Source organism: Maribellus luteus (assembly GCF_003576475.1).
GTDB lineage: Bacteria > Bacteroidota > Bacteroidia > Bacteroidales > Prolixibacteraceae > Draconibacterium > Draconibacterium luteum.
This window is the reverse complement of sequence record NZ_QWGR01000012.1, coordinates 1-15763: the sequence shown is the minus strand read 5'-3', so window position 1 is coordinate 15763 and position 15763 is coordinate 1. Positions and strand designations below refer to the sequence as shown.

Annotated in this window: 14 protein-coding genes; 4 read left to right on the top strand and 10 right to left on the bottom strand. The window is 43.6% G+C overall.

Annotated features, from left to right (window positions below; all coding sequences use genetic code 11):
* Positions 1 to 5: 5 nt before the first annotated feature.
* The 10 genes from D1614_RS17370 to D1614_RS17330 are packed head-to-tail and all read right to left on the bottom strand — an operon-like array spanning position 6 to position 7680.
* A complete protein-coding gene (locus tag D1614_RS17370; protein WP_119439330.1) occupies positions 6 to 416 on the bottom strand; it encodes a GPW/gp25 family protein in 411 nt (136 codons plus the stop codon).
* A gap of 2 nt (positions 417 to 418) precedes the next feature.
* Entirely contained in the window at positions 419 to 709 is a 291-nt protein-coding gene (locus tag D1614_RS17365) for a PAAR domain-containing protein (protein WP_119439247.1), read from the bottom strand.
* Between the two features lies 1 nt (position 710).
* Positions 711 to 2459: a type VI secretion system tip protein VgrG gene (vgrG, locus tag D1614_RS17360; protein ID WP_119439246.1), complete on the bottom strand. Its 1749-nt coding sequence runs from the start codon at positions 2457 to 2459 to the stop codon at positions 711 to 713.
* Position 2460: 1 nt separating this feature from the next.
* Positions 2461 to 3180: a CIS tube protein gene (locus D1614_RS17355; protein WP_119439245.1), complete on the bottom strand. Its 720-nt coding sequence runs from the start codon at positions 3178 to 3180 to the stop codon at positions 2461 to 2463.
* 1 nt (position 3181) lies between these two features.
* On the bottom strand, positions 3182 to 3340 hold the full coding sequence (locus D1614_RS25970; RefSeq protein WP_175579290.1) for a DUF5908 family protein: 159 nt from the start codon (positions 3338 to 3340) through the stop codon (positions 3182 to 3184).
* 2 nt (positions 3341 to 3342) lie between these two features.
* The gene (locus D1614_RS17350) at positions 3343 to 3783 is read right to left on the bottom strand and encodes a phage tail protein (protein ID WP_119439244.1); all 441 of its coding nucleotides are present in this window, start codon (positions 3781 to 3783) and stop codon (positions 3343 to 3345) included.
* Complete coding sequence (locus D1614_RS17345) at positions 3780 to 4226, bottom strand: phage tail protein (protein ID WP_119439243.1); 447 nt, start codon at positions 4224 to 4226, stop codon at positions 3780 to 3782. The genes D1614_RS17350 and D1614_RS17345 overlap by 4 nt, the downstream gene beginning before the upstream one ends.
* A gap of 29 nt (positions 4227 to 4255) precedes the next feature.
* Positions 4256 to 6187 carry a phage tail sheath C-terminal domain-containing protein gene (locus D1614_RS17340; RefSeq protein WP_119439242.1) on the bottom strand — a complete coding sequence of 644 codons (1932 nt, stop codon included), beginning with the start codon at positions 6185 to 6187 and terminating at the stop codon, positions 4256 to 4258.
* Between the two features lie 19 nt (positions 6188 to 6206).
* Complete coding sequence (locus D1614_RS17335) at positions 6207 to 7085, bottom strand: hypothetical protein (RefSeq protein ID WP_119439241.1); 879 nt, start codon at positions 7083 to 7085, stop codon at positions 6207 to 6209.
* 1 nt (position 7086) lies between these two features.
* Positions 7087 to 7680, bottom strand: a complete 594-nt coding sequence (locus tag D1614_RS17330) for a Pvc16 family protein (RefSeq protein ID WP_119439240.1) — start codon at positions 7678 to 7680, stop codon at positions 7087 to 7089.
* Between the two features lie 524 nt (positions 7681 to 8204).
* On the opposite strand from D1614_RS17330, the gene D1614_RS17325 reads away from it, so the two are divergent.
* From D1614_RS17325 to D1614_RS17310, 4 genes are all read left to right on the top strand, one after another.
* On the top strand, positions 8205 to 9431 hold the full coding sequence (locus D1614_RS17325; protein WP_119439239.1) for an ABC transporter substrate-binding protein: 1227 nt from the start codon (positions 8205 to 8207) through the stop codon (positions 9429 to 9431).
* A gap of 34 nt (positions 9432 to 9465) precedes the next feature.
* Positions 9466 to 10038, top strand: coding sequence for a phage tail protein (locus D1614_RS17320; protein ID WP_119439238.1), 573 nt, complete (start codon positions 9466 to 9468; stop codon positions 10036 to 10038).
* Between the two features lie 79 nt (positions 10039 to 10117).
* The gene (locus D1614_RS17315) at positions 10118 to 11281 is read left to right on the top strand and encodes a type 1 periplasmic-binding domain-containing protein (protein WP_119439237.1); all 1164 of its coding nucleotides are present in this window, start codon (positions 10118 to 10120) and stop codon (positions 11279 to 11281) included.
* A 19-nt stretch (positions 11282 to 11300) separates the two neighbouring features.
* On the top strand, positions 11301 to 15763 hold a 4463-nt coding region (locus D1614_RS17310), incomplete at its 3' end, for a choice-of-anchor D domain-containing protein (protein WP_119439236.1).

Below are 15763 nucleotides of genomic sequence, written 5' to 3'. Positions count from 1 at the left end.
TGTTTTTATAGTTCGGTACCCTCGGTTTTGTAAAACGGGAAAACCATATTTCGTCTTGAATTGGTTGTTCGGATCGTGTAATCGATGTTGATCAGCAGCTGCCCTTCCAATTCATTCACCGGATCAATCGCAATCTTGTTGACATCAATTCGTGGTTCGTGGTAAAGAATAGCCCGTTTTATCAAGTCGATCACGTATGTCTTCACCGTCAGGTTCAATGGTTTAAACAGCAACTCATCGAGGTTACAACCGTAATCAGGCACCATAATGCGCTCGCCCAAACGGGTCGTCAATAAAATGTGCAGACTACTGTTGATGTCTTCCTCGTCCTGAAGCATTTTAACTGCTTTGTTTTCTTTTTGAAATTCAGGCGGAAAACTCCATCCTGTTCCTAAAAATGAATGTTGTTTTTCCATTTTCATCCTCCGATCATTACGGTTCCAAATCCGCTTACAATTGTTCCACCATGTGCTGTTGTATCTCCCAGTCTTGCTGCGGGCATTCCGCCGATCATTACGGTTCCCGATCCTGTCAGAATTGAATCTGGAGGCCCGGTGCAAGTGGCCAAGTCTCCTACCCGCGCTGCCGGTTGTCCGCCAATCAGCACTGTCGGGCAGCCCGGGGGAAGTATCGGACCTCCCACATGCGGAACGGTTCCGGTTACCATCGGGCAAACATGCATATCGGTTATTCTTGCTGCTGGTGGCATATCAGTTAATTTTTATCATTGATCCTTTTATTTCAGTAATTGCAGAAGATTCCAGGCTGCTGCCTGCTCCTCCTTCGGCTTTGAATTGCGCACCCGCCGATAATTCGAGATTGACATCGCTTTCAATTACCGTATTGGCTGAAGATTTACAATTCAAGTCCTTCGCACTTTCGATCTTAATTCCGTTTGCATCCATCTGTATCAGGTTGCCGTTTTCATCCTCCAGTTTAATTCCACCATCCGCATCACTGATCACCATTTTATTTCCGTTGGGTGTTTCCATGGTCACGCTCACATCGTCGTCATTAAAAATGAAGCGGATTTCGCTACGTGTCACAAAACCTTTTTCGTTGTTGGCATCTTCCGGCTCCAGCGGAGCAGGATTGGCACTGCTGTTCAGCATTCCGAGAATTACAGGGTCGTTCGGACTTCCATTCAGAAAACCGATAATTACCTCATCGTCAATTTCAGGTCTGAAAAATGAGCCGCGGTTATTACCCGCATCAAGTGTCGCCACCCGTGCCCATACGCCTTGTTCGTCGTTGTTGATCAGCGGCATCCGCACCAACACCCGGTATTCTCCGTCGGGATCGTCCTGTAACTGTGTTACTTTTCCAATTTGCAGTCCATGTACAGCGCCGAGCAAGCCCGACGCCGGAAGCTCGTTGATATCCGATTTATCGGTAAACCATTTTGAATCGATACCAAACTGGGCATCAATCGTCCAGTTTCCCTCGGTTATGTGATGACGAACGGCCGACACATAGGTTTTCCCATTAAAGCGATCGCCAACTCCTGTCAACGCAATGGTTGTGTTCGGTTTCACATCAGCGACTCCCTGAAAACGGACACTTCCCCGGCATTTTGAAAGCTGGTTAAACAGGTTCCGGGCATCGGCCCAAGCCTGTAAGCCGGCATCGGTAAGCCCGCTGCCATCTTTTAATTCCAGTTTTTCCAAATCAATCACCGATGCCAGTTCATCCGCCGAAATATTTCCGTTTAACTCAACATTCAATGCTGCGGCTTCCCGCTCCCAAACTTCCTGATTTGCCACATCCCAACCAAAAGAAGTGATGTTTCCAAACTGATTCCGCGCGTCAATCTCCGCATCAAAATGAAGAATGGTAGCACCGTAAACCAAGGTCAGCTTTTCTTCCTGGCTGTAATCAGGTGTCACTACCGAAACCTTTCCATCGTCCACAACACAAACCTTACTGTTGGCTTGCGCACGTGCGATCATAAAATCCCAGTCACTCACCCGGTATTGAACCATTTCTGGATAATCCACCGACGTTGCTTCCACATCTGCCTCCAGGTCGTAGGTACCAATGATTTCTTCCAGAATATCGCTGTCTTTGCTTTCGTAGAAATATTTGCTTTTCCGGCCGATCGTCATTTTCACCGCTTTATCCCTGCACTCGATCACCAACTGTGCCTTGTCGGACCTGATCGATAAATTATGACGAATAACAATGCCCTTAAAAACCGTTTCCTCATCGGAATGATAACCAACCTTTATTTCGATCTCCTTTCCCGGAACAAAAAATGATTCATTGCTTAATGCAAAATCCTGTGCTGACGGGTCACCATCCAGCAAAACGATCTTCGCCCATGGAATCCGGTTGATCTCCTTTTCAACGGCAATACTCAGTACCTGATAGGTTGAAGACAATTCCTCGCCTTCAATCAGTATTTTCCAGGTAACCAGGTCGGTCGACCGCTGTGTTGGTATAACTCTTTGTTCAGGCATATTACGAGACTTTTTCTATGGGTGGAAAGAAAATTTGCTGACCAACTTTCAGTTTCCTGAAATTGGTGATCTTGTTCACTTTGGCCACCTCCAGGTAATATTTTGAATCACCGTAAATCCGGTATGTCATCAGGGGCAGTGTATCGCCTTCCGTTACAATTCTCACGTGAGTTAAATCGGGAGAAGTATTGTTCTCCAGCGCCACCCTGAGATTATCCTCAATAAACCCCTTGAACTTGGCTGTAGCTGTTGCGCGCAGCGGCGTTCCGTCGGATTTAAACAACTTAAAAGTGATATCCATTTCGGTGAGCACACCTTTAAACAAAAGTGCTCCCCAGGTGATGATCAGGTAATTCGGACGGTGCTCGTCGCCGTTGTAATCGAAAACCACGCGTTTGAACTGATCCACATCGTCGGCAATCCCCACTCCCTCGTCAACCGATAGATGATCGTCGGAAGCTGTGGATGGATCGCCGTAATTTAAAAGAACACCTGTTCGGTCGAAAATAAACTCCAGATCCAGGTCTTCGGGCGGTGTGCGGTTATAACGCGGCGCCGACGAACTCGTCCCTGAGGCCTGCTGACTATTCTGTTCCACCTTGTATTTAAAGACGTACTTCTCAGGATTCAACAGGGTACGAAATTCGCCATTGGCTACCTCGTTATTAAACTGCTCATCGCTGTATGCTTTTATCTGAAGTTTTACCAGTTCTCCTGACATCTTACCGCTCCTCCTTTCTATCCAGAATATCCATTATCTGTTCCACACAGGCTTCAATAATTTCCTCTTTTGAATGGGCAGGCGCTGCAGAAGTTGCAGGTTGGCCGGCATCGTTCGACACATTGATTCGAATGTGTAGTTCTTTTATTTCGATCGGCATGATTAGATCACTTTAAAGTAGTTGTAGGTTAATTCCAGCGTTTCAATGGCCAGTTTACTTTCTTCGGCATTCAGGTCTACAAGACTCCATTTTACGGGATAAGCATGAACGATGCTCCAGCTAACCAGTGGTTCGTGTTTCTCGTTCAACAGTTTTACAATGATCCCGGTGGGTTTGAACTGAAAGTTCTCCACAGCGTCGCGGCACCACTTTATCACTTCCGAATCGACCAACAAACCACGCTTTAACACCAGGTTTGGATATTTGGTACGAACCGGGATTTTGTGTTTAAACCGGTTTTCGCCGCCTTCCGCAACTTCTTCCGTATCTATATCAACCGATAAGCCGGTAACCGACTGGAACTGCTGATCGTTGCCGCTGGAAGAAATCTCCGGAAACTCAACGCTGAAATGAAATCCTATGGGTGGATAATAGCCTGTCATTCGATCATGGTCAGTTTTTCATGCACAAATTCTGCTGTTTCAATCGCAATCTCGTTTCCGTCTGCCTTTAAATCAGTAGATTGAATTTTTGTGATGTAGGCATTGATCGCCTTCCAGCTCACCACAGGCTCGTGGCTTTCGTTCAAAAGGCTGATCACCAGATCGCCCCTGAACTGCTCGCCCTTTTCCTGGAAATAGACAGTTTTAATCCATTTCTCGTAGAACTCGCGCCCTTTATCAACAAAAGTGCCCCGTTTTAAAGTAATATTACTGTATTTGGAAAGACCGGGCTGTTTGGTTTTGTGGTACTCGGCATCGGCGCCCGAACGGTATTCGATCACCTCGGCTTCGAAATCGAGGCCTGAAACCTCGGTGCAATTAAATTCAGTGTCACCAAAGCTAACTTTAAAATGAAACTTTGGAATTGGATATGATGTTGCCATAACTATAACATTTAAAGATTATTCGATTATTAAGCTTCCTGCATTTTGTGAGAAAATTTCAGAACGATGAATTCTGCCGGTCTGACAGCTGCCATTCCGATTTCAACGATCATGTAACCGTCCAGAATATCCTGGGCCGTCATGGTTTCACCCAAACCAACTTTTACGAAATAAGCTTTTTCGGGTGTTGGGCCTGCAAGTGCACCAGCCTTCCATTGCTTGTTCAGAAAATTATCGATCATCGCCTTTACCTTTACCCAGGTATTGGCGTCGTTGGGTTCAAACACAAAAACACCGGTGGCTTTTTTAACCGATTCTTCCACCATGTTAAAAAACCTGCGAACCGAAATGTACCGCCATTCGTTGTCGTTTCCGGCCAGTGTGCGCGCCCCCCAAATCAAGGTGCCTTTTCCGGTAAATGCGCGAATGGCATTTACAGATTTACCAGCATCCGTATCAATGTTCAGGCTTTCCTGCTCTTCAGAAGTAATATTAACAGCAGGTCCTTTAACTGCCGAGATACTGACATTGGCCGGAGCCTTCCAAACTCCCCGGTTTTCGTCAACAGCCGCATAAATTCCAACAACTGCTCCACTTGGTGGCAATACCACGCCTTTTTGCTGAATAGCCGCAACAATACCCGAGTAAACCGGATCAATCTGCTGCAGAGTTTCTGTACGAAACTTCCGTGTGGCGGTCAGCTCAGCGTAAAAACTGTTGATCAAAGCATTCAGTTTGTCATATACCGCAATGAAATAAGGCGCTGCATTTAATGCCGTACTTGTTGCGGTATAAATATCATTGGCATCTGTAGTAGGCGCTGCAAAAGTATACGCCGGAAAGTCAGTACCGAAGTCTGCTAATGTTAAAATCGGATCGTCCCAGGTCCCAGCCGGTGAACTTCCGTTATCGGCATCACTGAAATAAACGTATTCGTAGAAAAGTTTTACCAGTTTCTGAAAAGGAGTGTCTGTTGCAATCGTTTTTGTGTGTTGGCTGGCGGCCGATTTTGGATCATTGGTATCGTTATCGGTAAACGTTAAGTCGTGGAATGCTTTAAACCGCGCATAAATTACCCCGGCCTGTGTCACCAGCTGCGGGCGCGTGGTTATTGCAGTTAATGCGGTGGCTGCAACTTTTGCTGCAATATCCGTATCCAGCTGATCAATTATACCCACCAAACCGCTATTAAAGACTGTTTTTACCGGGAAATTATTGTCGGCCCCCTTTTTATAGGTTCCGTTAACAATCGCATCGTAATCAATTTTAAACGGCAAAGTCGTTTTAATCCAGGGATAGTAGGCTGCACCGTATTTCAGGTAATTCATCCCCACATTGTTTCTGAATTTCAACACCGGATCAGCGGTTGGAGTCGCTTCCTTGTCTCCATTTACAATATCCAAAACAGAGAAACGATCCTGCAATTTGTTGCACTGCATCAGCATGGCAGCATGCACTTCACCGGCACCTGCCTCCGAAAGATGAACGGTTTCCGGAATCACCAGCAGTGTCGGAAGGTCTTCTTTTTCAAGTGTTGCCAATCCGTTTAACAGCGCCGTTTTTGTATTTGAAATATTTGCCGGGGCAAACGGATCGGAAGCGTAACTTCCTACCGAAACGATGAAACAATCGCCACCGCCGTTGGCAAAAAACATACGTAGTGAATCGTATAAAAGGAAATCACCATTTACAACCACCGACTTCACCGAGTTATCTGTTTTCAATTCGATGTTAATGGTTGTCGGATCGGGAGCACCTCCAAAAAAGAACTCGTATTCTTTTAACGAGCCAATTTTTATGGGTTTGAGAATACTTTCGGAATGAAAGTCAACGCCATCAATTACAGCCGATTGGGTGTAGCCGATAAAGGCGGGGATTGCGGTCTCTACCTGAGCGACCGATGGCGGGAATATGGATATCTCTTCCACATAAACGCCGGGTGTTTTGTACGTTGTTGCCATAACTGTTTAATTTTGATTGTTACATATATATTTCTGAGTATATCTTATTGTCGATGGAATTGGGCTTTACCAACTGTGCGTCAGGGTTTGGCAGTTCGTCCCCGTCTAGTTCGATGGATACAAAACCTTTTTCCGTCAACGGCTGAAAATCTTTGGTTATCAACTGTCTTGCGCTGCCGTTTTCTTTTTTTACATCGTCTTTGTTTTTTACCTGCTGATCGCTTTCAAAAATGTAGCGCCATACTGTTTTCCGGTTTTCGAAAAGGACTTCAAATACGGGAACAGAGGTCTTGATTTCGTCGGGACTTACAGTGACGTTTAATGGAGCCAAATCCGCTTTCATTCGTATTTTTATGAGTCCGAAAATATTTTTATTCTGCTCGGCCTGAGTGAGTTCAGACAGAATATCTTTCTGTCCGTCAGCAGTTGGAATAAAATTTTCAGAAACGGGCAGATGATCATCCAGGAGTTTAATAAGAGGAAAAGAAACGGGTTCTGAATCAGGCCTGGTATTGCTAAAGAAAAACAACTTGCCGGCGCTCGAAAACGTGAGATTGGTATAGTTAATGAATGTGTGATTTAATGGTTGCAACAAAAAGGTAAGCTCCAATGCATCGTCCAACGAAATCAGTGGAACAACATCATTTTCATCGCTTACCTGTACCCAAATCATGAAGCCGGTATTCGTCAACGAGAAAACCAAATGCTGACCGGCCAGTAAGTTGCGGCTTTTTGCTGTAGGAACGACCAAAAAGAATTTTGAGACTTTGTAGCCGGCAAGCTGTTTTTCTTTATCCGCTTCGCTCATTGAGAAAAAGTCACTCGTTCCCTTGTTCAGGAAATATTGGTGAAAAATCCTCACCTCAAAAAGCGGTTTGTATTTTATTGAAAATGTCATTTTACTGTAGATTTTCGAGGGTTCCTCCAATGTGTGTGATCACTTCGCCAGTCGACAGCTTTTTATCCCGGTCGATCTGTAAAATCTGTATTTTGTACAGAACCGACGGTAACTGCCGGCCTCCCAGCGTTCCCCAAATATGATTGACCACTTCAAATCCGGGGGTGTACAGATCAACAATGAATTTGAAATAATCCAACACATCAAAAGACACATTTGCCCGGTTGTAAATGGTATTGGATGACGTAAAAATTCGCTTCCCCTGGAAAAATTCAATGGTTCGGGAAACACTGCGTAAAGAATAATCATAGCTATTACAATTGGCACTAACCAGCAAGTAGATATTCAGATTAACAGGTGGATTCCTGTATTCCGTTTTGTTATTCACAACACGGGTGACAGCAATGTTTTTCATCGTCACCTCTTCTTCAATATTAAGAAGGGTCAGAATCACTTTGCCATCCAATTTGTCGGCATCTTTAGAACCCGATTCCCATAAGGCAACGTTATCCAGAATAAGCGATACGTTTAGGCCTACTTCGTCAAAATATTTTTCAAGCTGTTCTTTTAGAATCTGCAAGGTTTCGTATATCATTATTTATACACGTTAGGGTTTGTAAATTGTAAAACCGAAACACACTAATACTATGTATCCCACAAGGGTTACGTGTAAAATTCTAATGATAAAAGGGCTTTGGCGTCTATCTTCTGTACTAAAATGAATTCTAAAATGAATTCAAGTGATTTAACAGTTGATGCAATTTACGACAATATCATACACCAGTCAATACTCATATTGATTCTAAATAGCATACACACCACAAACAACTGAAATACAACACTTTAAAATCCACAAAATTTACTAAAATCAAAATTATTTATACAAAAATCAGCAAACGTCTTTGAAAAACAGATCCTGGAATACCTACATCCAACACCGTAAAACACGGCTTGAGAATTTGATCAGAACAAGGTCTATTTTGACAACATTACTCTTTTCACCACAAAAACCTACCCCACATAAAGATTATCTATTAAACAATATATAGATAGGCTTTCATTTAAGATATTATTGTCTTAAATTGTATAGATTTTTAATTTTCAATACCACAAATCTTCATGAATAGTAGAAGAAACTTCTTAAAATATGCAGGTCTGGCTTTGGGTACAGCTGCTACAAATGTTCCTTTTTCAGTAAAAGCTTCCAATACAAGAACTAATTCTTTCAAAGCGGGAATTTTATTACCCACTTCGTTAACGCATGCCGAATATCCCGAATCGTTTATGAACGGTATAAACCTGGCACTGAATAGTTTTCCTGCCGAAGGTTGCCGAATTGAGCTGATTACTGAATCGGTAAAATTTGGTTATTCTTCTCAGGCAATAAAGAGAGTGCATAAACTAGTAAATGAAAACGAGGTTGACTTAATTGTAGGGCTTTTGAATACGAAAGTGGCCCAAAGTATCAGTGAGATCACCTCACCAGCCCAAATACCAACCATTATAACCAACGCCGGAGAAAACTATCCAAACAGTGAAATGATCCGCAATCCATACCTGGTTTTTAACACATTAGATCTTTGCCGCAATTCGGCACTTGCCGGTAAATTTATGGTAGAGAATTTTGGAAAGAAACTGGCTGTTGTTTCAGGTTTGTATGACAGTGGTTATGACGCCATATATTCGTTCCAACATGCCGTTAAAGAGTCAGGCGGAATTATTACAAATGTTTTTATAAACAAACAGGATAAAAAGCAATTTTACGCCCACACTACAAAGCAACTGAAGGAAGAGAAAACTGAGGGTATATTTCTTCTGATGAACGGAGAGGAAGCCAACACTTTTTTGCAGGCTTATTCCCGTGAAAAATTAACACTTCCGGTGATGACCACTTCATTTGTTGCCGAAGAGAAAGAATTGCGGCATGGGGGAAATACACTCAATAACATTTATCACCTAAGTTCGTGGGTTAAAGGCCTGGACAATAGGGAAAACCAACGCTTTGTATCCGCTTACATTGAAAAATACGGTGTTGATCCCGATCAGTTTAGTTTATTGGGCTATCAAACAGGACTGATTGCAGAGAGACTCCAAAACAACAAAAGCGAAAATATCACTTCTGCTGATTTCTCTATTGATTCTCCGGTCGGTCAATTAAAAATGGATCCCCAAACCGGGATGATTGAAGGCCCGGCCTATTTATGCAAGACATCGCAAGGAATCTTCTCTATTCCCGAAAACTTTATACTCGAAAAAATCGAAACGAAAGACGCTTTCGCAAACAATAACAATCATACTCAAGAAAACATTCATTCAGGCTGGCTTAATCCTTACCTGTTTGTCTAATAAATTAAATATTCACCATTAAATCTTTAAAATTATGGATCCCTTATTAGGAACAATTCAAGCATTTGGATTCAATTTCGCACCACGTGGCTGGAATTTTTGCGGCGGACAGCTTATTTCAATCTCTCAAAACACAGCATTGTTTTCGTTACTGGGGACAATGTTCGGCGGCGACGGACGTACAACGTTTGCGCTCCCTGATTTAAGGGGGCGTGTTATGGTAGGTTATGGAGATGGCCCCGGGCTCACCTCAATGAGGATGGGAGATAAAGGCGGAAGTGAAAACACTACATTAACCGCTCTCAACCTTCCTTCGCACACGCATACAGCGAATTTAACCGGTTCGTCGGTAACCATAAAAGCCAGTTCAGCGGCAGGAACCAGTCCGGCTCCTTCGTCCCGCAGCAACGTACTGAGTGCTGCAACTTCGGGAAATATTTATACCAACAATACCCCCGATGTGAATTTGAATGTGGGGAACGATGTTTCTTCAGGAAATATTACCATCGGCAACACCGGAGGAAGTATTCCATTCAACAATATGCAACCGTACCAGGTGGTAAATTTATGTATTGCAATGGTAGGAATTTTCCCTTCACGAAATTAAATACCCGACTAATAAGTTGAGCATTATCGCCTAAGCACAAAGCTTCGCGATAAGGCTCAATTTTTAGATTTCACGACACATGAACAAGACAATAAAAATTGGCTTTCTTTTTCCGTATTCATCCATATTTCCGAATATGTCGCAGGATATTATTGATGGCATTTTATCGGTTTTCCCGGCGACGCTAAGAAACCGTATACAGTTTTATCCTGAATATATTGACCTGGGACAGACCGAAAACATAAAGACTGCCTTTCAAAAACTGCTGGCCTTTCATCGCGTCGATATCATGTCGGGGATCATCAGTTATAAATTGTTACCCGAAATTGGCCAGTTTTTGGGCGACCGTCAAAAGCCGGGGATTTTCTTCGATATGGGCGAGAATATCCCCCCTGCCGAATCACTTCCGGCACCGGTTTTTGCAAATAGCCTTGCGCTCTGGAAGCATGAGTTTGCATTGGGCAACTGGGCACAAAAAAACTTTGGAGGAAAAGGAGCCATACTCATGTCAACCTATGATGCCGGGTACCAGCTACACACTTCATTTTGGCAAGGTGCCATAGAAGCAGGAGCCGAAGAAATTGATATGCACACACTCCCCTATTTTGATGATGTTTCGAAATCCATCAGCGCCATTTTGCCTTCATTTTTCGAAAAAATTGAAAAAGCAAAAGTCAATTTCCTGCATGCACTACTTTGTGGAAGTGAAACCTTCGAATTTTACAAGGCATTCCGGAATTCGTCGCTTTATAAAAAAGTCCCTTTGATCGTTTCGCCGCCCATGGCAACAAAGGAAGTACTGGCGAATATTGAAATGCTGAATATTTCGTGTTACACCACTTCTGGCTGGGATTTTTTGTCAGGAACTGTTTCGCAACAACCGCTGATAATAAACTATAAAAACACTTACGGAAGACCTGCTTCGGTATTTGCTGTATTGGGCATAGAAGCAGGGATCGCCATCAAAGAAATACTCCCCGAACTGGAAAGAGGCGATACCGGAACGGCCCTTAAAATATTGCGGGACAACACCTTTAAAGGCCCCCGGGGAAACAAAAGTTTTAAGCTGAATAATATTTCAGAAAATAACGTGATAACGATTGAGAAGCACTCATCCCAAAATCGGGGATCAAACCAATTAACAGTTGGAGAATTTCAATTACAAACAATCAATCCTCTTGCAATAAATACGTTCCATGCTGAATCTGAGTCGGGATGGAAAAACCCTTACTTATGTGTTTGACAACTAAAAGCATTTTAATATGAAAACATTTTTACCTCGTTTCACAAAACAATTACTGGCACTATTTTCTTTTGCGCTTATTGTGCATTCGGGATTTGCCACCGATTTAATTGTTAGCGGAATAACAAGCCCGTCTGATGCCAATGGGACTTACGTGCCCAACGGAACTTTAAACGGTAAGGATTCGTGGAAACACGAAACCCTGAACTACTACATTTACTATGATGTATATTCCGGAGATGGAAATAATTACTGGAATATTGACGTTGATACTGACGACGAGAACACCGCTTTGTTTTATACCGAGCCGAACCCTCCGTCTGATTCTCCCGTAAATGCCACGTCCTGGTCGCCTGATGCCGGAACAGGGTCACCATTCGTAGGTATTTCAAGCGCGTTTCCCGAGATAAATGTTAAAGGGAATGGAATAAACATTGTAAATACCAGTACAGCTATTTCTTTTAACAATCATACTAAATTTGGATCGGCTGATATTTCTGGTGGAACAATCGTACGAACCTTTACTATCGAAAACCAGGGAAGTGTTGATTTAAATATCACCAGCGCAACAATAAGTGGTACCAACGCAGCCGATTTTAGTGTAACAACTGCCCCATCATCAACAGTAGCCTCGCTCGGCAACACAACGTTTAGTGTAACTTTCGATCCTTCGGCCGAAGGATACCGATACGCGACCATTTCGATTGCAAACGACGATACAGACGAAAATCCTTACACCTTCGATATTCGCGGACGGGGATTTGTACCCGGCGACCTCGTTGTGTCGGGCATAACCACACCTGCCGATGCCAATGGAAACTATATTCACCAGGGGGTTATTAATAATTTTGAATACTGGAAACACGAAACAAACAGCTACTATTTGTTTAACGACGAATACAGCGGGGCTCAATACTGGAATTTTGATATTGACACGGATGACACGGATAATGACTTTCTGTTTTATATTGTGTCGGAACAAGGAACTCCCGCGGGATTAAGCAGCTGGGATAAAAACACAAACATTACAGTTGAAGGTGACCCGGTGATTACCGAAGCTATTTCAGCCCCAAATATAAATGTAAAGGCGAATGGCCTTTCGATAGCTGACGATGACGTAACACCAACTTATACCGACCATACCAATTTTAACTCGGTTGAAGTATCTTCAGGTAATAGAACCCGCACTTTTACCATAGAAAATACCGGCGGTGCTCAGTTAGATATTTCTTCAGTAAACATTACTGGAACAAATGCTGGTGATTTTTCACTTACAAGCCCACCCTCTGCAACAGTTGCGGCGTTCGGATCTACTTCCTTTGAAATTACCTTTGATCCTTCGGCAGCAGGTATACGCGAAGCCGAGATTTCAATTAGCAATAATGACGCGGATGAAAATCCATATAATTTTAAAATCAGCGGACACGGGATGGTTCCGACAAATATTCTTGTTTCAGACATTTTAACTCCCGCCGATGCCAACGGAACTTATACCTACCAGGGAATTATGTTTGAATATCCGTATTGGATGAATACATCGGGCTATTACATTTACAATGATATATGGACAGATGACAAGCGCTACTGGGAAATTGACAATGACACCGATGATGCAACCGCACTTTTCTTTTCCTCTGTTTTTAATGATAACGATCCTTCACCGTTAAATGTTAGCAGCTGGGGACTTGGTACGGGAACTGGAATACCAAATTTAACCTCCCGTCCAGGCTTTTCTACAGATGGCCCTTCAATAGTAGAGGGTAACAGTGGAAGCACCACCCTCGCTTTTACGGTCTTTCTTTCTCTGCCTGCACCGGCAGGAGGTGCCACAGTTGATTACGCAACTTCTGACGGAACTGCGACAGCTGGAACTGATTATACGTCAGTATCAGGAACTTTGTCTTTTGCTGCCGGTGAAACAAGTAAAACGGTTGATATAACCGTTACCGGCGATAATATGCTGGAAGCCGACGAAACCTTTACATTAACACTTTCGAATGCCACTGGAACCGATGTGGTTATTACCGACGCAACCGGAACAGGAACCATTACCAACGACGATGCAGCTGCAGTTACCATTGCCGATGTAAGCAGTAACGAAGACGATGGAGCAATCACCGTAACCGCCACGCTGGATAACGCTGTACAGGGAGGATTCCAGGTGAATGTAAACACTACCGACGGAACCGCAACAACAGCTGATAATGATTACACCGCAGTTTCAGGACATACATTGACTTTTGCAGGAACAGCTGGAGAAATGCAAACTTTCACTGTTACACCAAACACCGACACCAAACTGGAAGCAAACGAAACGGCAACAGTCAGTATGTCGAACCTGGCAGCAACCACTCTTGGAGTAGTGATTACCGACAATGCAACAGTAACTTTTAACAACGATGATGCAGCTGCGGTAACCATAGCCAATGCAAGCGGCAACGAAGATGACGGGGCAATTACCCTAACCGCCACACTCGATAATGCTGTACAGGGAGGATTCCAGGTAGATGTAAGTACTTCCGATGGAACTGCAACAACAGCGGATAATGACTACACGGCTATTTCGGGGCAAACACTCACATTTGCAGGTAATTCAGGAGAAACGCAGACATTTACCGTAACTCCAACAAGTGACAGTAAAGTAGAGTCGGACGAAACAATTACGATCAGTCAATCGAACCTGACAACCACAACATTAGCAGTTGATATTTCGGATGATGCAAGCATTACGATAAACAACGATGATCTTCCGGCAAGTGTTACCAATGTAAACAGTTCAACAGCAAATGGAACTTACAAGATTGGAGATATAATCAGTGTTTCCATTACGTTCAGCAGAACAGTAACGGTTACCGGCACTCCTCAACTTCTGCTTGAGACCGGGACAACAGATCAAAATGCCAATTACGCATCAGGATCAGGGACTACTGTTCTAACTTTCAGCTACACCGTGCAATCGGGCGACGAAACAGCCGACCTCGATTATACTACAACCTCGGCATTAATGCTGAATGCCGGAACCATTAACGACCAATTTGGAACACCTGCCGATTTAACGTTGATTTCGCCCGGAGCAGCCGGCTCACTAGGAGCGAATAAAGCAATTGTGATTGATGGAGTTGCTCCGGCAGCACCGTCAATCCCCGATTTAACTGCTTCTACCGATTTGGGAGTCTCATCAAGCGATAATATAACCGCTGCCACCAAGCCTGATTTCCAGGGAACTGCCGAAGCAAACAGCACCGTTACGCTTATTTCTTCGCTCGATGGCACGCTGGGAACTACCACCGCCGACGGAAGTGGAAATTGGTTCTTCCATTCAAGTACTTCCGTTTCGTATGGTACACATAGTATTACAGCAACAGCTACCGATACCGTAGGAAATACGGGAAGTGCTTCAGCCGGGCTATCGGTTACAATTGATGCAAATTCTGGTTCACCAATTGATGCAAAATTTGTAATGTCTCCGCAAAACGGATGCACAGTTCCCCATACGGTTTTCTTTACCGATCAGTCCACATTACCGGATACCTGGCACTGGGACTTTGGAAACGGGAACACTTCTAGTGCGCAAAATCCAATTCACTCTTATACCAATGTTGGCCATTTCATTATTACGTTAACGATTACCGATACAATTCTTGGAGTTACTGACACCTACCAGGATTCACTAAACGTTTCCATACCATCAGCAGAATTTACCGGAAACAGTTTATTTGGCTGTGGGCCACTGACAGTTGATTTTACCGACAACTCGATAGTTAATGGTCCGGATACAATTACCGCATGGAGCTGGGACTTTGGCGATGGAGGAACATCGACAGAGCAACACCCATCTTACTCCTACGAAACAGCTGGAGTTTATACCGTAAAATTGACCATCACCGCATCAAACGGATGCAGCAGTACCAAAACACAAACAAACTACATTCAGGTTAATGGCCCCGATGCTGACTTCAATACCAACTCTGTGACAGTTGGCTGCCCGCCTTTAGAGGTCATTTTTACAAATGAAACGACTTCCGGGGCTCCGATCGTCAGCTGGAATTGGGATTTTGGAGACGGCTCTACCGGCAATATTCAAAACCCAACTCATACTTTTACTGCATTTGACACCTTTGACATTAGTCTGACAGTAACAGATTTGGACGGATGCTCTAAGACTATTATCATGAACAATTTAATCAATACACTGGATACGGTTTCTCCTACGGCCATCTGTCAGAATACAGAAATTTATCTGGATGATTCCGGAATAGGCAGTCTTACCGTTTCCGATATAGATAACGGTTCTTCCGATAATTGTTCCATTGATTCACTCTGGCTTAGTAAAGATGAATTTAGTTGTTCCGAATTGGGGGCTCATACAATTATTCTTTATGCTAGCGACGCAAGTGGCAACATAGACTTTTGCGAGGCAATTGTTACTGTTACCGATACTACAGCCCCGGTTTATATTGGCAAAGAATTACTAACCTATTA

Coding starts and splice junctions, on each gene's coding strand:
- D1614_RS17365 (WP_119439247.1), bottom strand. CDS start 709: ATGCCACCAGCAGCAAGAATAACCGATATGCATGTTTGCCCGATGGTA.
- D1614_RS17320 (WP_119439238.1), top strand. CDS start 9,466: ATGGATCCCTTATTAGGAACAATTCAAGCATTTGGATTCAATTTCGCA.
- D1614_RS17355 (WP_119439245.1), bottom strand. CDS start 3,180: ATGTCAGGAGAACTGGTAAAACTTCAGATAAAAGCATACAGCGATGAG.
- D1614_RS17345 (WP_119439243.1), bottom strand. CDS start 4,226: ATGGCAACATCATATCCAATTCCAAAGTTTCATTTTAAAGTTAGCTTT.
- D1614_RS17330 (WP_119439240.1), bottom strand. CDS start 7,680: ATGATATACGAAACCTTGCAGATTCTAAAAGAACAGCTTGAAAAATAT.
- D1614_RS25970 (WP_175579290.1), bottom strand. CDS start 3,340: ATGCCGATCGAAATAAAAGAACTACACATTCGAATCAATGTGTCGAAC.
- vgrG (WP_119439246.1), bottom strand. CDS start 2,459: ATGCCTGAACAAAGAGTTATACCAACACAGCGGTCGACCGACCTGGTT.
- D1614_RS17340 (WP_119439242.1), bottom strand. CDS start 6,187: ATGGCAACAACGTACAAAACACCCGGCGTTTATGTGGAAGAGATATCC.
- D1614_RS17335 (WP_119439241.1), bottom strand. CDS start 7,085: ATGACATTTTCAATAAAATACAAACCGCTTTTTGAGGTGAGGATTTTT.
- D1614_RS17350 (WP_119439244.1), bottom strand. CDS start 3,783: ATGACAGGCTATTATCCACCCATAGGATTTCATTTCAGCGTTGAGTTT.
- D1614_RS17370 (WP_119439330.1), bottom strand. CDS start 416: ATGGAAAAACAACATTCATTTTTAGGAACAGGATGGAGTTTTCCGCCT.
- D1614_RS17315 (WP_119439237.1), top strand. CDS start 10,118: ATGAACAAGACAATAAAAATTGGCTTTCTTTTTCCGTATTCATCCATA.
- D1614_RS17325 (WP_119439239.1), top strand. CDS start 8,205: ATGAATAGTAGAAGAAACTTCTTAAAATATGCAGGTCTGGCTTTGGGT.